The 21,768-nt window shown below is 69.3% G+C and carries 19 protein-coding genes; 13 read left to right on the top strand and 6 right to left on the bottom strand.

All coding sequences use genetic code 11. The features are described from left to right. Positions 1–456 precede the first annotated feature (456 nt). The 3 genes from R2B38_RS14750 (at position 457) to R2B38_RS14740 (ending at position 4,957) form a co-directional block, all read left to right on the top strand. The gene (locus R2B38_RS14750) at positions 457–1,266 is read left to right on the top strand and encodes a hypothetical protein (RefSeq protein WP_318016649.1); all 810 of its coding nucleotides are present in this window, start codon (positions 457–459) and stop codon (positions 1,264–1,266) included. A 236-nt stretch (positions 1,267–1,502) separates the two neighbouring features. Then, a complete protein-coding gene (locus R2B38_RS14745) occupies positions 1,503–3,635 on the top strand; it encodes a glycosyltransferase (protein ID WP_318016648.1) in 2,133 nt (710 codons plus the stop codon). Continuing rightward, on the top strand, positions 3,632–4,957 hold the full coding sequence (locus R2B38_RS14740; RefSeq protein WP_318016647.1) for an acyltransferase: 1,326 nt from the start codon (positions 3,632–3,634) through the stop codon (positions 4,955–4,957). Before R2B38_RS14745 ends, R2B38_RS14740 begins: the two co-directional genes overlap by 4 nt. 53 nt (positions 4,958–5,010) lie before the next feature. Here the strand turns inward: R2B38_RS14740 and R2B38_RS14735 are convergent, their stop codons facing one another. From R2B38_RS14735 to R2B38_RS14720, 4 genes are all read right to left on the bottom strand, one after another. Then, positions 5,011–6,042, bottom strand: coding sequence for a hypothetical protein (locus R2B38_RS14735; RefSeq protein ID WP_318016646.1), 1,032 nt, complete (start codon positions 6,040–6,042; stop codon positions 5,011–5,013). Between the two features lie 129 nt (positions 6,043–6,171). Beyond that, on the bottom strand, positions 6,172–6,369 hold the full coding sequence (locus R2B38_RS14730) for a DUF397 domain-containing protein (RefSeq protein WP_318016645.1): 198 nt from the start codon (positions 6,367–6,369) through the stop codon (positions 6,172–6,174). 11 nt (positions 6,370–6,380) lie between these two features. Next, positions 6,381–6,560, bottom strand: coding sequence for a DUF397 domain-containing protein (locus R2B38_RS14725; protein ID WP_318016644.1), 180 nt, complete (start codon positions 6,558–6,560; stop codon positions 6,381–6,383). Between the two features lie 12 nt (positions 6,561–6,572). Further along, a complete protein-coding gene (locus tag R2B38_RS14720; protein WP_318016643.1) occupies positions 6,573–7,424 on the bottom strand; it encodes a helix-turn-helix transcriptional regulator in 852 nt (283 codons plus the stop codon). Positions 7,425–7,654: 230 nt separating this feature from the next. Between R2B38_RS14720 and R2B38_RS14715 the strand changes: the two genes are divergently transcribed. From R2B38_RS14715 to R2B38_RS14700, 4 genes are all read left to right on the top strand, one after another. Beyond that, positions 7,655–8,116, top strand: coding sequence for an ATP-binding protein (locus R2B38_RS14715; RefSeq protein WP_318016642.1), 462 nt, complete (start codon positions 7,655–7,657; stop codon positions 8,114–8,116). A gap of 137 nt (positions 8,117–8,253) precedes the next feature. After that, on the top strand, positions 8,254–9,198 hold the full coding sequence (locus R2B38_RS14710; protein WP_318016641.1) for a calcium-binding protein: 945 nt from the start codon (positions 8,254–8,256) through the stop codon (positions 9,196–9,198). A 191-nt stretch (positions 9,199–9,389) separates the two neighbouring features. Beyond that, positions 9,390–10,763 carry a nitrate/nitrite transporter gene (locus R2B38_RS14705; protein WP_318016640.1) on the top strand — a complete coding sequence of 458 codons (1,374 nt, stop codon included), beginning with the start codon at positions 9,390–9,392 and terminating at the stop codon, positions 10,761–10,763. A 104-nt stretch (positions 10,764–10,867) separates the two neighbouring features. Then, the gene (locus R2B38_RS14700; protein ID WP_318016639.1) at positions 10,868–12,028 is read left to right on the top strand and encodes a uroporphyrinogen-III synthase; all 1,161 of its coding nucleotides are present in this window, start codon (positions 10,868–10,870) and stop codon (positions 12,026–12,028) included. A gap of 114 nt (positions 12,029–12,142) precedes the next feature. Here the strand turns inward: R2B38_RS14700 and R2B38_RS14695 are convergent, their stop codons facing one another. Beyond that, on the bottom strand, positions 12,143–12,679 hold the full coding sequence (locus tag R2B38_RS14695) for a DUF1772 domain-containing protein (protein ID WP_318016638.1): 537 nt from the start codon (positions 12,677–12,679) through the stop codon (positions 12,143–12,145). Between the two features lie 259 nt (positions 12,680–12,938). Between R2B38_RS14695 and R2B38_RS14690 the strand changes: the two genes are divergently transcribed. From R2B38_RS14690 to R2B38_RS14665, 6 genes are all read left to right on the top strand, one after another. Next, complete coding sequence (locus tag R2B38_RS14690) at positions 12,939–13,538, top strand: CGNR zinc finger domain-containing protein (RefSeq protein ID WP_318016637.1); 600 nt, start codon at positions 12,939–12,941, stop codon at positions 13,536–13,538. Positions 13,539–13,867: 329 nt separating this feature from the next. After that, positions 13,868–14,389, top strand: a complete 522-nt coding sequence (locus R2B38_RS14685; protein WP_019056398.1) for a sigma-70 family RNA polymerase sigma factor — start codon at positions 13,868–13,870, stop codon at positions 14,387–14,389. 38 nt (positions 14,390–14,427) lie between these two features. Beyond that, positions 14,428–15,189 carry an anti-sigma factor family protein gene (locus R2B38_RS14680; protein ID WP_318016636.1) on the top strand — a complete coding sequence of 254 codons (762 nt, stop codon included), beginning with the start codon at positions 14,428–14,430 and terminating at the stop codon, positions 15,187–15,189. Positions 15,190–15,352: 163 nt separating this feature from the next. Then, positions 15,353–17,665, top strand: coding sequence for a HelD family protein (locus R2B38_RS14675; protein WP_318016635.1), 2,313 nt, complete (start codon positions 15,353–15,355; stop codon positions 17,663–17,665). A gap of 338 nt (positions 17,666–18,003) precedes the next feature. Continuing rightward, entirely contained in the window at positions 18,004–19,443 is a 1,440-nt protein-coding gene (locus R2B38_RS14670; RefSeq protein ID WP_318016634.1) for an NAD-dependent malic enzyme, read from the top strand. A gap of 407 nt (positions 19,444–19,850) precedes the next feature. After that, entirely contained in the window at positions 19,851–20,132 is a 282-nt protein-coding gene (locus R2B38_RS14665) for an HU family DNA-binding protein (RefSeq protein WP_019056394.1), read from the top strand. Positions 20,133–20,238: 106 nt separating this feature from the next. On the opposite strand, the gene murA is transcribed toward R2B38_RS14665, so the two are convergent. Further along, positions 20,239–21,585 carry a UDP-N-acetylglucosamine 1-carboxyvinyltransferase gene (murA, locus tag R2B38_RS14660; RefSeq protein ID WP_033286008.1) on the bottom strand — a complete coding sequence of 449 codons (1,347 nt, stop codon included), beginning with the start codon at positions 21,583–21,585 and terminating at the stop codon, positions 20,239–20,241. Positions 21,586–21,768: the final 183 nt, after the last annotated feature.

The raw sequence follows: 21,768 nt of genomic DNA, 5'->3' as shown, positions 1-21,768 counted from the left end.
TACCTTCAGGGCCTGAGCACGGTGTGGTAAGGGGGGCGCGAGGACCGGGTGGGGGCCCGGTTCGGCGGCGTGTGCTCAGGGTCGTTTGCGCACCCGGAACAGTCCCGTGGGGGGATGTGCGTGCGCATGGAAAAGTGGCGAGAAGACGCCCAACCGGAATGGCCCCAAGCTGCATCCGCGACCAGAGACGTACCGGTCATAGGCGGAGAGGCCGAGGAGGCGTTTTCGGACACCGAAGCGACCGGAACAGCCGGGGAAACCAGAGGAGCCAGAGGAACCAGAGGACCAGAAATCCTGGAGGGCGGCCGGCATGCCGCCAAGGTCGGTCGCACTGTCGGCACGGACGGTCGGCATGGCGGCACAGATGGTCGCCATGCGGGCAAGGACAGCCGCCGTACGGCCAAGGACGGTCGTCGTATACGGACCGGGTGGCCCGAGCCGCCCGCCGGCAAGGACGTGAGGAACGGATCCGCCGTCGGTGCGGGGATCCTCGCCGATCCCTGGGGCGCTCCGGTGGAGACAGGAGGGGCCGGCGCGGCCGATCCCGACGAGGTGACCGTTCAGCTCGACGGGCCCGCCCCGCAGGGGGAGGCCGGGGGCAGGCCCGGCGCCGGCAACGACGGGTCCGACCGGCCCGTCTTCGTCGACGAGTCCGGGCGTCGCAGCCGTAGGTACCGGCGGTTCGGTATGGCCGTCGGCATCGCGTGCGCCGTGTACGCCGTCGTCATCGTCATCACGCTGCTGTCCGGGAGTTCGGACGCGCCGTGGCTGCCGGTGCCGGGGCAGAAGGACGACGCGCCCGCGGGCAAGGTCGACACCTCGCCGCAGCCCGCCGAGTCGGGGCACCCGTCCGGTGGCAGCGACAGCGTGGCGCCGGGGAACATCCCGACGGCGAGCGACGGTACGACGCCGTCGCCGGGCGTGAGCGTGAGCGGCTCGACCGGCGCGTCCGCGAAGCCCGGCGCCAAGGCGAGCACGTCCGCGTCGCCCGGTGCGTCCGCGAGCAAGAGCGCCTCGGCACCGACGGGGGGCGGCGCGAGCAATCCGGTCGTACAGCCCTCGCGGTCCTCGGCCCCGCCGTCGTCCGATCCGTCCCCGTCCACCAGCGTGAGCGCGCCGGTCGATACGACGCCGAGCCCGAGCGCCACGACGGGCACGGGCACGGTGGCCGACGCCCCGAGCACCCCGTCGCCCGTGGCGCAGGGGCCGGCCGCGCCTTCCGAACCGGCACCGGTCCCGTCCAAGACTCCGGAGCACATCCTCTGATGGCATCGCACAACCGCCGCCCCAGGGCCACGCACCAGGCCCCGGGCGGCCGTCACGGAGCGACTCCGGCAGGTCCGGCAGGTCCAGCGACTCCGGCAGGTCAGGCAGGTCCAGTAACTCCGGCAGGTCCAGCAACTCACTCTGCCCCGAAGGGAGTTGGGCCCGGCGCCCGGAAGGCGGAGAAGGCAGGTGCCGCGCGCCGTGCCTCCCGCGATCCCCGGCGCCGTCGCCTCTCCATGCGGTTCCTGCTGCCGATGCTGCTCCTCGTCGCGCTGCTGGCGATGCTGATGCTGCGCGGCTACGTGCACAGCGAGATCCTGGCCGACCACCGCATCCGCCCGGAGGCGGCGACCGACAAGGTGCCGGACAAGATCCTCGACGGCGGCCCGGTCATCGACACCCGCAGCGGCCGTACGACGAGCCTGGACGTGCCGGACCACGACATCGTGCTGACCTTCGACGACGGCCCCGACCCGACCTGGACGCCCAAGGTCCTGGACGTGCTCAAGAAGCATCACGCGCACGCCGTCTTCTTCGTCACCGGCACGATGACCTCGCGCTACCCGGAGCTGGTCAAACGCATCGTGGCGGAGGGCAACGAGGTCGGCGTGCACACCTTCAGCCACCCCGACCTGTCCTTCCAGTCGAAGAAGCGCATCGACTGGGAGCTGTCCCAGACGCAGCTCGCGATCACCGGCGCGGCCGGCATCCGTACGTCGCTCTTCCGCCCGCCGTACTCGTCCTCCGCCGACGCGATGGACAACCTGTCCTGGCCGGTGACCGAGTACATCGGCACCCGCGGCTACATCACCGTCGTCAACAACACGGACAGCGAGGACTGGCAGAAGCCCGGTGTCGCGAAGATCATCAGCAACGCGACCCCGCGCGGCGGCAAGGGTGCGATCGTCCTCATGCACGACTCGGGCGGCGACCGCCACCAGACGGTCGAGGCGCTGGACAAGTTCCTGCCGGAGATGCAGGCCAAGGGCTACACGTTCGACAACCTCACCCAGGCACTCGGCGCGCGCAGCGCGCTCACCCCGGTGACCGGCGTCAACCTGTGGAAGGGCAAGGCGTGGATCTTCCTGGTCCAGGCCGCGGACGACATCACGGGCGTCCTGGTCGTCGGCCTGGCGATCACCGGCTCCCTCGTCATCGCCCGCTTCGCGCTGATGCTCCTGCTCTCCGGCATCCACGCCCGCCGGGTGCGCCGCAAGGACTTCGCCTGGGGCCCGCCGGTGACGGAACCGGTCTCGGTCCTGGTCCCGGCGTACAACGAGGCCAAGTGCATTGAGAACACCGTCCGTTCCCTCATGGCGAGCGAGCATCCCGTCGAGGTGATCGTCATCGACGACGGCTCGGCGGACGGTACGGCGAGAATCGTCGAGGCGATGTTCCTGCCGAACGTCCGGGTCGTCCGCCAGGTCAACGCGGGCAAACCGGCCGCCCTCAACCGCGGCCTGGCGAACGCGAGTCACGACCTCGTCGTCATGATGGACGGCGACACGGTCTTCGAACCGGCCACCGTACGGGAGTTGGTGCAACCCTTCGGCGACCCGCGCGTCGGCGCCGTCGCCGGCAACGCCAAGGTCGGCAACCGGGACTCCCTCATCGGCGCCTGGCAGCACATCGAGTACGTGATGGGCTTCAACCTCGACCGCCGGATGTACGACATCCTCCGCTGCATGCCGACGATCCCGGGCGCCGTGGGGGCCTTCAGGAGAAGCGCGCTGGAGCGGGTCGGCGGCATGAGCGACGACACGCTCGCCGAGGACACCGACATCACGATGGCGATGCACCGGGACGGCTGGCGGGTGGTCTACGCCGAGAAGGCGCGGGCCTGGACGGAAGCCCCGGAAACGGTCCAGCAGTTGTGGTCCCAGCGCTACCGCTGGTCCTACGGCACGATGCAGGCGATCTGGAAGCACCGGGGCGCGCTGCTGGACCGGGGCCCGTCCGGCCGCTTCGGCAGGGTGGGCCTCCCGCTGGTGGCCCTGTTCATGGTGATCGCCCCGATCCTGGCCCCGCTGATCGACGTGTTCCTGCTCTACGGCCTGGTGTTCGGCCCGACGGAGAAGACGTTCCTGGCCTGGCTGGGCGTACTGGCGATCCAGGCGTTCTGCGCGGCCTACGCCTTCCGCCTCGACCGCGAACGCATGACCCACCTCGTCTCCCTGCCCCTGCAACAGATCCTCTACCGCCAGCTCATGTACGTCGTCCTGCTCCAGTCCTGGATCACCGCGCTCACCGGAGGCCGCCTGCGCTGGCAGAAGCTGCGGCGGACGGGGGTTGTGGGGACGCCGGGGGGTGCGGTGCCGGGGGCGCGCAGCGGTAGCGGTAGCAGTAGTGACCGGAGGACTGTGGCATGACGCACGGATACACGGCGGGGACGGGCACGAACCCGGAGCGCGGGCGTGGGCCGGGGGTGCGGTCCGAGGCGGACTCCGAGTCGACGCCGGCGTACGGGATTCCCCAACAGCGGCAGCAGGAACCGGAGTTGGCGCCGGAGTCGACATCGGCACCGGCGAAGGGCAAGGGCGGCGGCCGGGACCGCTACCTCGACCTCCTCCGCTCGATCGCCCTCGTCCGGGTCGTCATCTACCACCTCTTCGGCTGGGCGTGGCTGTCGGTCCTGTTCCCTTCCATGGGCGTGATGTTCGCCCTGGCGGGTTCGCTGATGGCCCGCTCGCTGAACCGTCCCGCGCTGGGTGTGATCAAAGGCCGGCTACGGCGACTGCTGCCCCCGCTCTGGGCGTTCAGTGCGGTGGTGCTGGTGATGATGTTCGGGATGGGCTGGAACCCGCTCAAGGACCCTGACCTGGGCGGCACTTGGTGGGGCGCGGCGAAGGTCTTCGACTACATCGTGCCGTTCGGCGCGCCGCCGTATCCCGAGCATCTGGGTTCGGAGTCGGGCCTGTTGGAGAGCACGTGGGCGGATCAGGCGGCGGGCCCGTTGTGGTACTTGCGGGCGTATCTGTGGTTCGTGATCGCGTCGCCGTTGCTGCTGTGGGCGTTCCGGAGGATCCCCTGGGCGACGCTGCTGGCTCCCTTGGCGCTGACGGCAGTTGTCGGCACGGGCCTGGTGACCATCCCCGGCGAGACGGGCAACGCGGTGTCCGACTTCGCGGTGTACGGCGGCTGTTGGGTCCTGGGCTTCGCGCACCACGAGGGCGTACTGAAGCAGGTCCCGCGCTACCTCGCGGTGTCGGGCGCGACCGTGATCATGGGCTTCGGGCTGTGGTGGGCGTCGGGTCATCTCGGCCCGGACGGATGGGACTTGAACGACATCCCACTGGCCCAGGCCGCCTGGTCCTTCGGCGTCGTGGTGATCCTGCTCCAGTACGCGCCGTCCTGGCAGACGTTGCCGGGGCGACTGGCGAAGTGGGACAAGCTGGTGACCCTGTCCAACAACCGCGCCGTCACGATCTACTTGTGGCACAACCTCCTCATCATGGCGACGGTGCCGATCATCGACCAGCTGTACAACTTGCCCTTCATGGAGAGCGACGCGGCTACGTCGTTGCTCGACAAGGCGGACACGTTCCTGATGTTCCTGTTGATCTGGCCGCTCATCGCGGTGGCGATCCTTGCGTTCGGGTGGATCGAGGACATCGCGGCCAAGCGGAGTCCGAGGCTGTGGCCCAACGGGGTTGAGCGGGGCCGGAGTCGGAGGAAGGGGGCGTCTTCTTAGACGGAGACGGAGACGGCGATGGTGATGGTGATGGTGATGTCGGACTCGACAAGTTACTGAATGCTCCAGCGGTGCGGATGCTCGGGATCGTTGGGGCAGGCGAACACGTTGAGCTCACCCCAGCGGCCCACAATGACCTCTGTGGGGGTGGCGCACCGGTGAGTGGGCTGGTTCCGGTCCTCCAGCGGTTTCCAGCTGCCGCTGCCGCCGTCCCACTCCGAGCTGTCGATGGTCAGCAGCAGGTGCATCGGTGTCGTACAGGTCAGGCACTCCATGGGGTACGGGTCGGTCGCGTGCCAGGAGGCGAAGCCGCCCACGCGCCAGCCAGGCGGGATGGAGAGGTCGTACTGGTAGCCGGGCGGCTCTGTCGCGTTTCTGTCGGCCGACTGCTCGGCTTCCTGCTCCAGGGCTTCCTCCCAGGCGTCGATCCGGGCGCACAGTTGCTCGGGCAGAAGGCCGGCGAACGGATAAGTGACCACTTGCTCCGGGTGCAGTACGCAGGGCTCGGGCACGAAGCCGTCGGACCCGGCAACCGACGGCTGCGGCGGCTCGGTGAGCGCCTCGCCGACCTCCCACGACCGCCGCCAGCGCAGGTGAAACTCCAGGGCGAACCGGCCCGGGCCGTGCGCGTCGAAGGGACACCAGAACACTTGAAGCAGATCGCATTCGCCCGGCCCCGTCGGCAGGTCGGGCATATCCCGCCGGTACAGCTGCGCGAGGCCGATCATCGGCAGCGGATCGGTCTCGGACGCCGCAGGGATCCGGTGCTCCCGGTGCAACTCGCGCAGGAGTTCCCGTTCGTCGTCCGTCGGTCCGGGGGCCTCCTCGCGGGACCACGCGGAAGCCAGAACCTGCCGATAGCGGCGGATGTCAGCCGGGCGCCGACCACGCCCACGACCGTGGGCCTCGCCGCACACCGGCCATGGCTCGTCCACCGGCCACAGCATGGGACCGCCCACGGAACTGGCCGTCAGGTCTGGGTTGCCCGGCCGCGGATGGAGCCGAGTCGTTGTCCCCCGGAAGGCTGCCAGTTCCGGGAAGAGCGCCTCGACATCGAGCGGGCGTGGGGGCGTTGTCCTCGTCATGGAGGCGACCTTAGACACCTGACCGGCCCGGTCGGCGTGTTCCCCTGGCAGTGAGGATCCGCTGCTAGTCCGACGGGGGCATGGTCCCCTCCACCCACCTGCCCCGGGCGTCGCGCGGCCGAGGTGCGCTCACCCGCTCGCGGAACGCCGGTCGGCGGACTTGAGGGTGCGGATGAGGTGCCGTAGGACGTCGGTTGTGGTGGTGAGGATTGTGCTGGGGGTGTCGCTTTCGCGGAGGCGGATGGCTTTGGCGGGGGCGGCGGCGATGTAGACGCAGTTGGAGGCGTCGGGGCTGTAAGTGGACTTCTGCCAGGGGAGGTTGGACACGGTTGGACTCCTCACTGGGCGGACTTGAGGGCGTGTATCAGGTGCCGTAGGCGTTCGGCTGTCGTCGTGAGGACGGTGTCGGGGGTGTCGCTTTCGCGGAGATGGATCGTGTTGGGGGTCGAGGCGGCGACGTTGACACAGTTGGAGGCGTCGCCGCTGTAGGTGGACTTCTGCCAGTGGGGCGGGGTCATGTCGTGCGCCTCTCAGAGGTCGTGCGTGATGCGGTGGACCAGGTCGCGGGATGCTTCAGGAGTGAGGGCGTTCGCCTCCATGTGATCCACGACCGACCGGTATTTGCTCAACTGGGCCTCACCGTCCAGGAATTCGCAACCGTGGTGAGTGTCCAGCTGCACGGTGTCGAGTTGAGGCACGGCTCCCGCTACGTAATCGATGCCCTGGCCGGTGCCGTGGAAGCTCTCCCTGCCGAAGGGGACGACCCGGACGGTGACTTGGGGTAGTTCACTCATGCTGATGAGGTGCTTGAGTTGTGCGGCGGCGATGTCTCGGCCGCCGTAGCCCATTCTGAGTGCTGCCTCGTGGATGGTCGCCGTGTAGGGCGTGGGATCAGCCCGGTGGAGGATGCCCTGCCGCTTGATGCGATGGGTGAGGCGGTGCTCGATCTCGTACTGCTGGAGCGGCGGGAAGACGCCACGGAAGAGCGCGCGAGCGTGGTCGGTGGTCTGGAGCAGGGCCGGGATATGGATCACCATGGCCACGCGCAACTCGGCTGCGTAGTGCTCCAGTTCGGCCAGGTCGATCAACCCGGCCGGTAGGTGTTCTCGGTACTCGTCCCACCAGCCGCGCATACGTCCGCCGGTCATCTCCGCCAACGCGTCTACCAACGCGAGGTCCGCGCAGCTGTACGCACGGGCGAACGTACGGACTCGGTCGGCGCTCACGGCGTACCGGCCCGCTTCGATGCTGCTGATCTGCGCCTGCTTGACGCCGAGTTGCCCCGCCGCCGCGCTGGACGTCAGTCCCGCGTGCTCCCGCAGTTTGCGCAGCTCTGTGCCCAGGCGCTGCTGGCGCAAGGTGGGGATGGTGCTGGGCGGCACTGGGCTCTCTCTCGTCGGACACCCTCCCGTGGTCACCCACAAGAGGGAATTGTGAACTCTATTGGCCAATTGATGTTAAATCTTACATCGGCACCGCTATGGTGATTCCCGAACCGCCCAACTCCCCCGCCCATAAGCCGGAAGCGCACCGCACCCGCGGCACAGCCACCGCCCGGCGCAGCCGTTGAGCGAACCCGAGTCGAGTCCATCCACCCCCTCCCGGAGCCCTCATGGTCACCGTATCCCCGCCCGCCACCTGGGTGTACGCCCTTCGCCTACCGCACGACCCCCGAGCCGCACGCGTCGCACGTATGACCGTACGGGCCGCCCTCGACGGCCACGGGATGCCCGAAGTCCTGGACGTGGTCGAGCTGTTGACGTCCGAACTGGTCACCAACGCCTACCGGCACACCCACGGCCCCGCGTCCCTACGCCTCACCGCCCTCGGCGACGGACGGCTCCGCGTCGGCGTCTGGGACTCGAACCCCCACATCCCCGCCCCCTTCGACAAGCGGCCGGGCGAACACCTCCCGCCCGCCCCGCCCGACGCCGACAACGGACGCGGCCTGCACCTCATCCAGACGTACGCCACCTCCTGGGGCGGCTGGCCGATCGGTGACGGCGGGATGTTGGACCGGGGTGCGGGAAAGCTGCTGTGGTTCGAAGTGGGCGGGGACCGCGCGCGGGCCTGAGGGGCGGTTCGTGAGCCTTCGACAGATTCCGCGCCGTGGGCGACGCGCGCCGTACAACCGTCGACCCGCCCCACAAGTCTCCTGGTGGACACCGACGACCGGTACCTGACCAGCACCACCAACCGGAGGAGAAACCCATGGGGACGCACCGTCGGAGAACGCGCGGTACCTGGCCGGGCACCGCTGCCGCTCTCGTCGCCGGCGGGCTGCTGCTGCCCGCGGCGAGCGCACACGCCACGGAAGCAACCAAGGAAGCGACGACGGAAGCATCGCGGGCGGCCACCACAAGTGCCACCGCGGTCATCGTCGGCGGCAACCATGTGGTCTATACGGCGGCGAACGGACAGACGAACCAGGTGTTCTACGCGATCACCGGCTATTCCTCGGACAGCACCGGCCGGCAAGGGCTGCAGATCCTCATCGACGACATCGTGCCGATCGACGCGGGCCCCGGATGCGTGCACCCCGGCGTGGACACGGAGAACCCCGGCGACCCGACCAAGGTGTTCTGCGAACTCTCCGACGACTCCTCCGCCCCGAGGGCCTACCCGCGGGCGATATTCAACCTCGGTGACGGCAACGACACGGCGCGGAGCAACTTCCCCGACCGCCGCTTCGACGTCTACGGCGGCACGGGCAACGACACGCTGAACGGAACCCGGTACACGTCGAACGGTCACCCGAACCCGGACGGCCTGGGCTTCGAGAACCTCCACGGCGGTCCCGGCAACGACCGGCTGACCAACGGCCGTTACATGTACGGCGACGACGGCAACGACATCCTCTCGGCGGGCAACAACATCTGGGGTGGCAACGGCAACGACACCCTCACCGGAACCGGCGCCGTCAACACCCTGGACGGCGGGTCCGGCAACGACACCGTCCAGGGCATGGGGGGACGGGACTACATCTACGGCCGGGCCGGGAACGACCATCTCTACGGCGGTACCGGTGACGACGACCTCTACGGCAACAGCGGCAACGACGTGATCTACGGCAACAGTGGCAACGACACCCTCGTGGGCGGCCCCGGCCACGACTCCCTCTCCGGCGGCCCCGGCAGGAACCGCCTGGTCGGCTAGATCCCGGCAAGGGTCGTGGCGGGTCCCCGATCAACCTCACCACGACCTCATCACGACCTCACCGAGCCCACCCCCCGCCCGTGAGAGCAACGTTCCCTTCCGGTCACTCACAGCCACGGCACGGAAACGCGCCCTCCCTACCTTCGGGATGCATCACCGCTCGTTACCCCGTAGTGCATCGTGGAGGCGTCATGACAGCCCCGGCCCCAACTCCCGCCCCCGGCAAATGGATCGAGCACTGGGATCCGGAGGACGAGACCTTCTGGCGGGAGACCGGTGAGAAGGTCGCCCGGCGCAACCTCGTCTTCTCCGTGCTCTCCGAGCACATCGGCTTCTCGATCTGGACCCTGTGGTCCGTGCTGGTGCTCTTCATGGGCCCGGAGTACGGGCTGACCCCGGCCGACAAGTTCCTGCTGACGTCGATGGTCACGCTGGTCGGCGCGGTCGTCCGGGTGCCGTACACCTTCGCGGTCGCCGTCTTCGGCGGGCGGAACTGGACGATCGTCTCGGCGAGCCTGCTGCTCATCCCGACCATCGCCGCGTTCGTCGTGATGAAGCCGGGGACGTCGTTCGACACCTTCCTCTGGATCGGCCTGCTGGCCGGCATCGGCGGCGGCAACTTCGCCTCCTCCATGACCAACATCAACGCCTTCTTCCCGTTGAGGAAGAAGGGTTGGGCTCTTGGGCTGAACGCCGGTGGGGGCAACATCGGCGTCCCCGTCATCCAGCTCGTCGCCCTCGCGATCATCGGGGCCAGCGGCGGGCCGCGCGTGCTGCTCGGGATCTACATCCCGCTCATCCTCGTCGCCGCCGTCCTCGCCGCGCTCTTCATGGACAACCTCAGCTCCGTGAAGAACGACACCGGCGCCGCCAAGGACGCCGCGCGCGACTGGCACACCTGGATCATGGCGTTCCTGTACATCGGTACGTTCGGGTCGTTCATCGGGTACGCGTTCGCGTTCGGGCAGGTGCTTCAGGTCCAGTTCGGCCGTACGCCGTTGCAGGCCGCGTATCTCACCTTCATCGGCCCGCTGCTCGGCTCGCTGATCCGGCCGGTCGGCGGGTGGCTCGCCGACCGCTACGGCGGCGCCCGCATCACCCTGTGGAACTTCGTCGCCATGGCCGCCGCGACCGCCGTACTCGTGGTCGCCAGCATGCAGAAGTCACTGCCGCTGTTCGTCACCGTGTTCATCGTGCTGTTCGTGCTCAGCGGGCTCGGCAACGGGTCGACGTACAAGATGATCCCCGGCATCTTCCAGACCAAGGCGCTCGCGAAGGGGCTTGAGGGGGATGAGGCCGCCGCTTACGGGCGGCGGCTCTCCGGGGCCTCCATGGGGCTCATCGGGGCCGTGGGCGCGCTCGGCGGGGTCGGCATCAACCTCGCCTTCCGCCAGTCGTTCCTGTCCTCCGGCTCGGGGACCGGCGCGTTCGTCGCCTTCCTCGTCTTCTACGGCCTCTGCTTCGGGGTCACTTGGGCCGTATACCTTCGTCGCCCGACCGCCCAGGCCCAGGCCAAAGCTTCCGCATCGGAGGCGAAGCCGCAGCTCAGCTATGCCGAGGTGTGACGTAACACCGGCGACACAAAGCCGAACCGAGCCTGTCACGCGCCGTTGACAGGCTCGTTCGGCGTGTAGGCAGCACCATCGCATCTACCGTCGGGACGAGAGCCATGCACGAGGAACAGCAGCCAGCGGAGCGCGCGCAACACGGGCCCCTCTCGGGGTTCACCGTGGGCGTCACCGCCGCGCGCCGCGCCGACGAGCTGGGGGTACTGCTCCAGCGGCGCGGCGCGGTGGTCGTGCACGCGCCCGCGCTGCGGATCGTGCCGCTCGCCGACGACAGTGAACTGCTCGCCGCGACCAAGGAGTTGATCGACCAGGCGCCCGACACCGTGGTCGCCACGACCGCGATCGGGTTCCGGGGGTGGATCGAGGCCGCCGACGGGTGGGGGCTCGGGGAGGCGCTCCTGGACCGGTTGCGCGGGGTGGAACTGCTCGCCCGTGGACCCAAGGTCAAAGGGGCGGTGCGCGCCGCCGGGCTGACCGAGGAGTGGTCGCCGTCGTCCGAGTCCATGGCGGAGGTGCTGGATCGGTTGCTGGAGGAGGGTGTCGAGGGGCGCCGGGTCGCGATCCAGCTGCACGGTGAGCCGTTGCCCGGGTTCGTGGAATCACTGCGGGCGGGCGGAGCGGAGGTCGTCGTCGTTCCCGTGTACCGGTGGATGCCGCCCGAGGACATCGCCCCGCTGGACCGGCTCCTCGACGCCACGGTCTCCCGGGGCCTGGACGCGCTGACGTTCACCAGCGCACCGGCAGCCGCGTCGCTGCTGTCCCGCGCCGAGACCCGCGGCCTGCTGCCCGAACTCCTCGCCGCCCTGCACCACGACGTCCTCCCGGCCTGCGTCGGCCCCGTCACCGCCCTCCCGCTCCAGAACCACGGCATCACCACGGTCCAGCCCGAACGCTTCCGCCTCGGCCCCCTCGTCCAGCTCCTCTGCCAGGAACTCCCCGGCCGCGCCCGCACGTTGCCCATCGCCGGCCACCGCGTGGAGATCCGCGGCCACGCGGTCCTGGTGGACGGCGCGCTACGACCGGTCCCACCGGCCGGCATGTCATTGCTGAGGGCCCTGTCCCGCCGCCCGGGCTGGGTCGTCGCCCGCGCGGAACTCCTCCGCGCCCTCCCCGGCGCCGGCCGCGACGAACACGCCGTGGAAACAGCGATGGCCCGCCTCCGCACGGCACTTGGTTCCCCGAAGCTGATCCAGACGGTGGTGAAACGGGGGTACAGGTTGGCGTTGGATCCGGCGGCCGACACGAAGTACGGCGACGCGTGAACCGGCGTTGAGGCGGGGCGTTCGTTGGTACAGGGCGTTAGTGCGGGGTGTTGATGTCGGCGTCCCTGGGGGCTAGGCCCCCAGACCCCCATCGGCCCTGAAGGGGCCTCGTCCTCAAACGCCGGACGGGCTGGATTGTGCCGCCCTGCGCTGAGAAAAGACCCGGCGCTGAAAGGCCCCGTACAGCACCAACCCCCGCACCAGACACCCCACGCCCACCGTCGACAAGACAGCCCGCACCACGTTCCACCCCACCCAAGCGTCCTCGAACCGCTCCCGAGCCACCCCCACATCCGCCGTGCTCGCCAACTCGTCATTCAGCGGGATGTTGAAGCCAACCGTCACCAGGAACGCCAACGCGTACGCCATCAGCCCCGCCCACACCCACCCCCGATACGACCTCCCGCGCGCCTGCCATCCAGCCACCCCCGCCAACACCAGCGCCCCCATGAAGCTCAGGAAGAACACCGGGTTCTGGATCACGTCGTTGATGTTCCGCATCACCTCCACGAACACCCGGTCGTCGCTGCGCGCCAACGCCGGCATGATCGCGCAGGCGAAGACGTAGAAGACCCCGGCGATCAGCCCCATTGCGACCGTGGCCGCACCCAGTACCCAACCCGTCCCGCTCGTGCCCTGTTTCTCTGTCATGCCCTCCAGTCAACGGACGAGCCGTCGTCACCGACATCGCCGAGACGCGCGGCCGCATACGCGACCGTCCACGCCGATGTCCACGCGCGTCCCGCACGAGGGGTTACGGCCGCGCGAGCGGGCAGGCACTGTAGAGAGAACGGTTTCCCGCGCCCCCACCTCTCCTCTCCCCGCTCCTCCCTCCCGCACCGGCAGCCCACCGACTCCCGACGACCGACACGACCGACGACCGGGGTAATCCCAAGGCGGTGACAGGCACATGGCACTCGGTTCGACCATGGCCCCGTACGAGCTGCGTTTCGACGCCGGGCGGATCTGTCTGGATCTCCTCGCGACCACGCATCCCGACGAACGGCTCGACGCGCCGGAGCCGCTCCGCGCGTGGATCGTCCGCTCCGGGCTCGTCCCCGCGGCCACCCCGCTCGCGCACGTCGATTCCTCCTGGCTCGTCGGGTTTCGTGAACTGCGGGGGCAGATCGGGCAGTTGGTGCGCAGCAGTAGCAGGTCGTCGGACGACACCCGGCCCTACGACCTCGCCCTCGCCCGCGTGAACGACCTCGCCCGCGCCGCGACCCCCGCACCCCGCGCCGTACGCGATGAAGAGGGCGCGCTGGTGCGGCAGTTGGACGGGGCACCGGGGTGCGGTGCGCTGCTCGCCGTCATCGCGCGGGACGCCGTCGAACTGCTCACCGATCCCGTCGCCCGGGCCTCGCTCAGGGAGTGTGAAGGGGACAACTGCCCGATCGTTTATCTGGATTCGTCCCGGGGGCGGCGGAGGCGCTGGTGCTCCAGTGAGGTGTGCGGGAACCGCGAAAGAGTGGCCCGGCATCGGCGGCGTGCCGCGCTCGCGCGAGCCTGAGAATCCCTTATGCGGCTTCTGTGGAGTGACGGGACGTCAATTGTCGAAGTGATTTCGACAACAGTGCGTTTCACTCCGGCGCCTCCCGGGCAGCCCGCGTGATCTTGCTCGTGTGGTGGAAATGTAAAGATCGTACGGTGGGAATGTGCACTCATGTCCCGCTCGTCACGTCACTCCGAAGAAAACTGTCGCCTCACGTTGAACATCCGCCCACCCGCTCGCGTACCTCTCCATGAGCGACCGACTGGGGGAACCCCCGGACACCGGAGGTGGGCGTGCGCAAGGATTCCGTCGTGGCCAATGAACACGCACCGAGGGCCCGACATCGCATGTCCCAGTCCTCGGAACCTGATGAGGAGCTGATGCGTGCCCTGTACCGAGAGCACGCCGGACCCTTGCTCGCCTATGTGTTGCGGCTCGTCGCCGGGGACCGGCAGCGTGCCGAGGACGTGGTGCAGGAGACGCTCATCCGGGCCTGGAAGAACGCCGGCCAGCTCAACCGGGCGACCGGATCGGTACGACCCTGGCTTGTGACGGTGGCACGGCGCATCGTCATCGACGGTCACCGCAGCCGGCAGGCCCGGCCGCAGGAGGTGGACCCGTCGCCGCTGGAGGTCATCCCCGCGGAGGACGAGATCGACAAGGCGTTGTGGCTGATGACACTGTCGGACGCACTGGACGACCTGACCCCGGCCCACCGGGAGGTGCTCGTCGAGACGTACTTCAAGGGGCGTACCGTCAATGAGGCGGCCGAGACGCTTGGCATCCCCAGTGGCACGGTGCGCTCAAGGGTGTTCTACGCCCTTCGATCGATGAAGCTTGCTCTGGAGGAGCGGGGGGTGACGGCATGAGCATTTACGGGGGATACGGAACGGGTAGTCCTGGTTCCATGCAGGGATCTCAGGGCTCGAACGAACACGAGACCGTCGGCGCCTATGCCCTCGGGATTCTCGATGACGCCGAAGCAACCGCTTTCGAGGCCCATCTCGCCACCTGCGAATGGTGCGCCCAGCAGCTCGACGAGCTGGCCGGGATGGAACCGATGCTGGCGGCGCTCGCGGATCTGCCGGGCACCGGCACCCCCGCGATCGCCGAGTCCCTGGCCGCGAAACCCAGTCCACGACTGGTGGAGCGGCTGGTCGACGACGTCGGTGAACGCCGGGCCCTGAAGCGTCGGCGCAGCTTCTACATGATCGCCGCGGCGGCGGCCCTGATCATCGCCGGACCGCTGGCCGTCATCGCGGCCAACGGCGGCAACGACTCGGGCGGCAACAACAACGTGGCCGGGTCCCCCGCCAAGACCACCTTCGACACTTTGTCCGACAAGGTCACGGCGACGGACGCGAGCACCAAGGTCACCGCGACCGTGGCGATGTCCAAGAAGGACTGGGGCACCCTCGGGGTCGTGGAGCTCAAGAACGTCAAGGGCCCGCTGAAGTGCTCCCTGATCGCCGTCGGCAAGAACGGCGAGCGCGAGACCATGAGCTCCTGGTCGGTCCCGGCCTGGGGTTACGGCATCGCGAACGCCACCAAGACGGAGGCCAAGAACCCGCTCTACGCCCAGGGCGGCGCGGCCTTCACGCCGAACGAGATCGACCACTTCGAGGTCATGACCTTCGACGGCAAGAAGCTCGTGGCAGTGGACGCGTAAGCACCTGTACAACCGGCCGGTTGTGGTGTGTGGGGCCCGGAACGCGGAAGGCGCGCGTGCCGGGCCCCGCGTTTTTGTCAAGATCCACCGGGCAGGCCCCTCACTACCGAGGCCTTTTTTCGCGTACGGTTGACGGCTGCCCAGCACGTCAGAAGGGGGCCCGGTGGCCGCACAGGCTCAACAGGAGACCGCGCTCGACACGGTGTCCGACAAATCCGCCCAGGATTCGCTACGGGACCGGGAGATCAGCGTCGAACAGGCACACCTGGACCGGGTGTACCGGCGGCTCGAAGAGAAGATCCACGAGGCCGAGTTCCTCATGAACGACGCGGCCAAGCGCGGCCAGGTCGGCACGCCCGGCGCGCTCGCCGAGCGGGACGCGCAGGTGTTCCGCGCCGGTATCCACCTCAACCGGCTCAACAACGAGTTCGAGGACTTCCTCTTCGGCAGGATCGACCTCCTGCTCGGCAAGGACGGCAAGAAGGGGCCCGACGGCGCCTACACCGCCGTAGAACCGGCTGAAGGCGCTGTCCGTGAGGACAGCACCGCCGACATTGCCGAGACCCTGCACATCGGGCGTATCGGAGTCCTCGACTCCGAGTACGCGCCCCTCGTCATCGACTGGCGGGCGCCCGCCGCCGCGCCCTTCTACCGGTCCACGCCGGTCGACCCGGGGCGGGTCGTACGGCGCCGGGTCATCCGGTCCAAGGGGCGCCGGGTGCTCGGGGTCGAAGACGACCTGATGCGGCCCGAGTTGAGCGCCTTCCTCGACGGCGAGCAGCTGGCCGTCATCGGCGACGGCGCCCTGATGGCCGCGCTCGGCCAGGCCCGCAGCCACACCATGCGCGACATCGTGGCCTCCATCCAGGCCGAGCAGGACCTGGTGATCCGCGCCCCCGCCGCCTCGGTGACGTACGTCGAGGGCGGCCCGGGCACCGGCAAGACGGCCGTCGCCCTGCACCGCGCCGCCTACCTGCTCTACCAGGACCGGCGCCGGTACGCGGGCGGCATCCTCATCGTCTCGCCGACCCCGCTGCTGGTCGCGTACACCGAGGGCGTCCTGCCGTCCCTCGGCGAGGAGGGCCAGGTCGCGATCCGGGCCATCGGCTCGCTCGTCGACGGCGCCGAGGCCACCCTGTACGACTCCCCGGCCGTGGCCCGCGCGAAGGGCTCGTACCGCATGCTGCGCGTGCTGCGGAAGGCCGCGCGCGGCGCCCTGGAGCTGAACGATTCGCCGACCCGGCTCAGAGTGGTGGCGTTCGGCCGCCGGCTCGAACTGGAGGCCGCCGACCTGGAGCGCGTCCGGCAGAGCGCGCTCAGCGGTACGGCCCCGGTCAACATGCTGCGGCCGCGCGCCCGCAAGCTGCTCCTGGACGCCCTGTGGGAGCGCTCCGGTTCGGCGGGACGGCACACGGACCCCGAACTCGCCGCCGAACTGCGCTCGTCCTTCGACGAGGACATCGCGAGCGAGGACGACTTCATCGCGTTCCTCGACGCCTGGTGGCCCGAACTCACCCCGCGCTCAGTCCTGGAGTCCATGTCCGACGAGCGCAAGCTCGGCCGCTGGGCCCGCCGCATCCTCAACCCCGGCGAGGTCCGCCGGGTCGCCCGCGCCCTGAAGCGGGACGGCCTCTCGGTCCACGACGTGGCCATCCTCGACGAACTCCAGGCGATCCTCGGCACCCCGGCCCGCCCCCGCAAGCGGCGCGACCTGGACCCGCTGGACCAGCTCACCGGCCTGGAGGAGCTGATGCCGACGCGCGAGGAGTCGCAGCGCGAACGCGCCGAGCGGCTCGCCCAGGAGCGCACCGAGTACGCGCACGTCATCGTCGACGAGGCCCAGGACCTCACCCCGATGCAGTGGCGCATGGTCGGCCGCCGCGGCCGGCACGCCACCTGGACGGTCGTAGGAGACCCGGCCCAGTCCTCCTGGTCCGACCCCGACGAGGCCGCCGAGGCCCGCGACGAGGCCCTCGGCTCCCGCCCCCGCCGCCGCTTCACCCTCACCGTCAACTACCGCAACCCCGCCGAGATCGCGGAACTGGCGGCGAAGGTCCTGGCCCTCGCGATGCCCGGCTCCGAGTCCCCGTCGGCGGTCCGTTCGACGGGCGTCAAGCCGCACTTCGCCGTCGTACGGAACTCGCTGTCCGAGTCCGTCCGGGCCGAGGCCGCACGGCTGCTCGACCGGGTCGACGGCACGGTCGGCGTGGTCGTCGCGATGAACCGCCGCGAGGAGGCCCGCCGTTGGCTCACCGGCCTCGGGGACCGGGTCGTCGCCCTCGGCAGCCTGGAGGCCAAGGGGCTGGAGTACGACGCGACCGTCGTCGTATCGCCCGCCGAGATCGCCGACGAGTCGCCCGCCGGACTGCGGGTCCTCTACGTCGCCCTCACCCGCGCGACCCAGCAGCTGACGGTCGTCTCGGCCGAGCGGGACGAGCCGGACGCGAACGGGGTGCCGGATCTGCTCCGCGACTGAGCGGGCTGATCGAGGGCCGATCGAGAGGTGCTTTCGATGAACTCTCGGGATGGGAATGGTCTTACGGGATCTGTTTGTTAGCCTTGATGTGACACCGGCCCGATCCAAGCCCCCGGGCCCAACCTTCGTCGCTCAGAGCGACCACTTGCCGCGAGGCGAGCATGGCGGGTCGGTGTCATTGCTTGTCAGAGAGGTCCCCGTCACGGGAAAAGTGACGGGGGCCTCTTTTTCTTGCGAACAAAACGTTCGCAATCGGGGGCGGCTAACGCCTACCCGGTAGTAGGTGCGACCATCGGAACGCGTACTCAGCTCAACGGTGAAAGCAGAGGAAGTCGGCCATGGCTACGGCGCCCAGCGTCTCCTACTCGATCACGGTCCGTCTGGAGGTGCCCGCCAGCGGAACGGCGGTATCCCAGATCACCACGGCCGTGGAGTCCCACGGAGGCTCGGTGACCGGCCTCGACGTGACCGCCTCCGGCCACGAGAAGCTCCGGATCGACGTCACCATCGCGGCGTCCTCGACGGCCCACGCCGACGAGATCGTCCAGCAGCTGCGCGGCATCGAGGGCGTCACCCTGGGCAAGGTCTCCGACCGTACGTTCCTCATGCACCTCGGCGGCAAGATCGAGATGCAGTCCAAGCACCCGATCCGCAACCGTGACGACCTCTCCATGATCTACACCCCGGGCGTCGCCCGCGTGTGCATGGCGATCGCGGAGAACCCCGAGGACGCGCGCCGCCTCACCATCAAGCGCAACTCCGTCGCGGTCGTCACCGACGGCTCGGCCGTGCTCGGCCTCGGCAACATCGGCCCCAAGGCCGCGCTGCCGGTCATGGAGGGCAAGGCGGCCCTGTTCAAGCGGTTCGCCGGCATCGACGCCTGGCCGCTGTGCCTGGACACCCAGGACACCGACGAGATCGTCGCGATCGTCAAGGCGATCGCCCCGGGCTTCGCCGGCATCAACCTGGAGGACATCTCCGCGCCGCGCTGCTTCGAGATCGAGGCCCGGCTGCGCGAGGCCCTCGACATCCCCGTCTTCCACGACGACCAGCACGGCACCGCGATCGTCGTCCTCGCCGCGCTGACGAACGCCCTGCGCGTCGCCGGCAAGGGCATCGGTGACATCCGGGTCGTCATGTCCGGCGCGGGCGCGGCCGGTACGGCCATCCTCAAGCTGCTGCTCGCCGCCGGCGTCAAGAACGCGGTCGTCGCCGACATCCACGGTGTCGTGCACGCCGGCCGCGAGGACCTGGTCGACGCCAAGCCGGACTCGCCGCTGCGCTGGATCGCCGACAACACCAACCCGGACGGCCTCACGGGCACCCTGAAGGAAGCCGTGCGCGGCGCCGACGTCTTCGTCGGTGTCTCCGCCCCGAACGTCCTCGACGGCGACGACGTGGCCGCGATGGCCGAGGGCGCGATCGTGTTCGCGCTCGCGAACCCGGACCCCGAGGTCGACCCGACGATCGCCCGTCAGACGGCGGCAGTTGTGGCCACGGGGCGCTCGGACTTCCCGAACCAGATCAACAACGTGCTGGTCTTCCCGGGTGTCTTCCGCGGTCTGCTGGACGCGCAGTCCCGCACCGTCAACACGGAGATGATGCTCGCCGCGGCGACCGCACTCGCGAACGTGGTGACCGAGGACGAGCTGAACGCGAACTACATCATCCCCAGCGTCTTCAACGACAAGGTCGCCGGAGCGGTCGCCGGCGCGGTGCGTGACGCGGCGAAGGCGGCGGGGGCGGCAGCGCCCTCGGCGGCGCCCTCCGCGTCGTAGAACCCCTCGAACGGCGGGTGTGCGGTGGCTGTGAGGATCGCCACGGCCGCCGACACACCGGCGCGTCGCGGAACCCGGGGCCTTCGGCGGCCGTTTATCGTGGCGGCCAGGTTTCGGGCCTTCCAGGCCCGGCCCTCGCTGCCGGGAGCCGACGGAGCGTCACCACGCAGAGGGCGTGGCGCTCTTCGTGTGACTCCCAAGGGTGTTCTCGCGACTCCTACGGGTGCCGGATTGGCTTTCCCGCCGCAGGTAGGGGCAGGATGCGTCTTCGGGCGCGAGGGTCTGGACGACGGACCCGGGTCCGGGGACTCACCGAGGACCCTGGCAGCATCGGCTTCACCGTGCCCGATATGCGGCTCCGCCGCGTGGCACGCCTCAAACGGCAAGAAGAACACGGGAGTAACAACATGAACCGCAGTGAGCTGGTGGCCGCGCTGGCCGACCGTGCCGAGGTGACCCGCAAGGACGCCGACGCCGTTCTGGCCGCGTTCGCCGAGACCGTCGGCGAGATTGTCTCCAAGGGCGACGAGAAGGTCACCATCCCCGGCTTCCTGACCTTCGAGCGCACCCACCGTGCCGCTCGCACCGCGCGCAACCCGCAGACCGGCGACCCGATCAACATCCCCGCCGGTTACAGCGTCAAGGTGTCCGCGGGCAGCAAGCTCAAGGAAGCGGCCAAGGGCAAGTAGTTCCTCGCGTACGCGACGGGATTGCGTACGAGGATCAAGTAACGCGAATGGGGCGGCCACCCGAGTCCGGGTGGCCGCCCCATCGACGTTCGTACGACAGTTGCCGCTAGCCGAGCGCCTTGCCCGGCAGCTCCACCTTCGCGCCCAGCTCGACGAGCTTCTCCATGAAGTTCTCGTAGCCGCGGTTGATGAGGTCGATGCCGTGGACGCGGGACGTGCCCTGGGCCGCCAGGGCGGCGATGAGGTACGAGAAGCCGCCGCGGAGGTCGGGGATGACCAGGTCGGCGCCCTGGAGGCGGGTCGGGCCCGAGACGACCGCCGAGTGCAGGAAGTTGCGCTGGCCGAAGCGGCAGTGGGAGCCGCCCAGGCACTCGCGGTAGAGCTGGATGTGCGCGCCCATCTGGTTGAGCGCGGAGGTGAAGCCGAGCCGGGACTCGTAGACCGTCTCGTGCACGATGGAGAGGCCCGTCGCCTGCGTGAGGGCGACGACCAGCGGCTGCTGCCAGTCGGTCTGGAAGCCGGGGTGCACGTCCGTCTCGAGCGCGATGGACTTCAACTGGCCGCCGGGGTGCCAGAAGCGGATGCCCTCGTCGTCGATCGCGAAGGCACCGCCCACCTTCCGGTAGGTGTTGAGGAACGTCATCATCGAGCGCTGCTGCGCGCCCTTGACGTAGATGTTGCCCTCGGTCGCCAGCGCCGCCGACGCCCAGGACGCGGCCTCCAGGCGGTCCGGGAGGGCGGCGTGGGTGTAGCCGCCGAGCGAGTCCACACCGGTGATGCGGATCGTGCGGTCGGTGTCCATGGCGATGATCGCGCCCATCTTCTGCAGTACGCAGATGAGGTCCTCGATCTCCGGCTCCACGGCCGCGTTGGCGAGTTCGGTGACGCCCTCCGCCAACACCGCCGTCAGCAGCACCTGTTCGGTCGCGCCGACGGACGGGTACGGCAGCTGGATCTTCGTGCCGCGCAGCCGCTGCGGAGCCTCCAGGTACTGGCCGTCCGCCCGCTTCTCGATCTTCGCGCCGAACTGCCGCAGCACCTCGAAGTGGAAGTCGATCGGCCGGCCGCCGATGTCACAGCCGCCGAGCCCCGGGATGAACGCGTGCCCGAGCCGGTGCAGCAGCGGACCGCAGAACAGGATCGGGATGCGCGAAGAGCCCGCGTGGGCATCGATGTCGGCGACGTTGGCGCTCTCGACGTGCGACGGATCGAGCACCAGCTCGCCCGGCTCCTCACCCGGACGGACCGTCACCCCGTGCAGTTGCAGCAGGCCGCGTACGACACGAACGTCACGGATGTCCGGTACGTTGCGCAGTCGACTTGGCTCACTGCCCAGCAGGGCGGCGACCATGGCCTTGGGTACGAGGTTCTTCGCACCGCGGACACGGATCTCGCCCTCGAGCGGGGTTCCGCCGTGGACAAGCAGTACGTCGTCTGAGCCGTTGACGGTCATGAATCTCGCGTTCCGTGGAGTTGGGCAAGGGGCCGAAGAGACAGAGTAATCGCCGCCCACCCCCCTCCTGTAAGCCCAAGGAGTACCCAGCTACGTCATAGCTGTGTCACAACACGAACCGTTCCCAATCGGGCACATGGGGTCACGGGGCGGGGGTGTGCGCGGAGGACGCTTCGGTGCGCC

The organism is Streptomyces sp. N50 (assembly GCF_033335955.1).
Lineage (GTDB): Bacteria > Actinomycetota > Actinomycetes > Streptomycetales > Streptomycetaceae > Streptomyces.
This window is presented reverse-complemented; position numbering and strand designations above follow the sequence as displayed.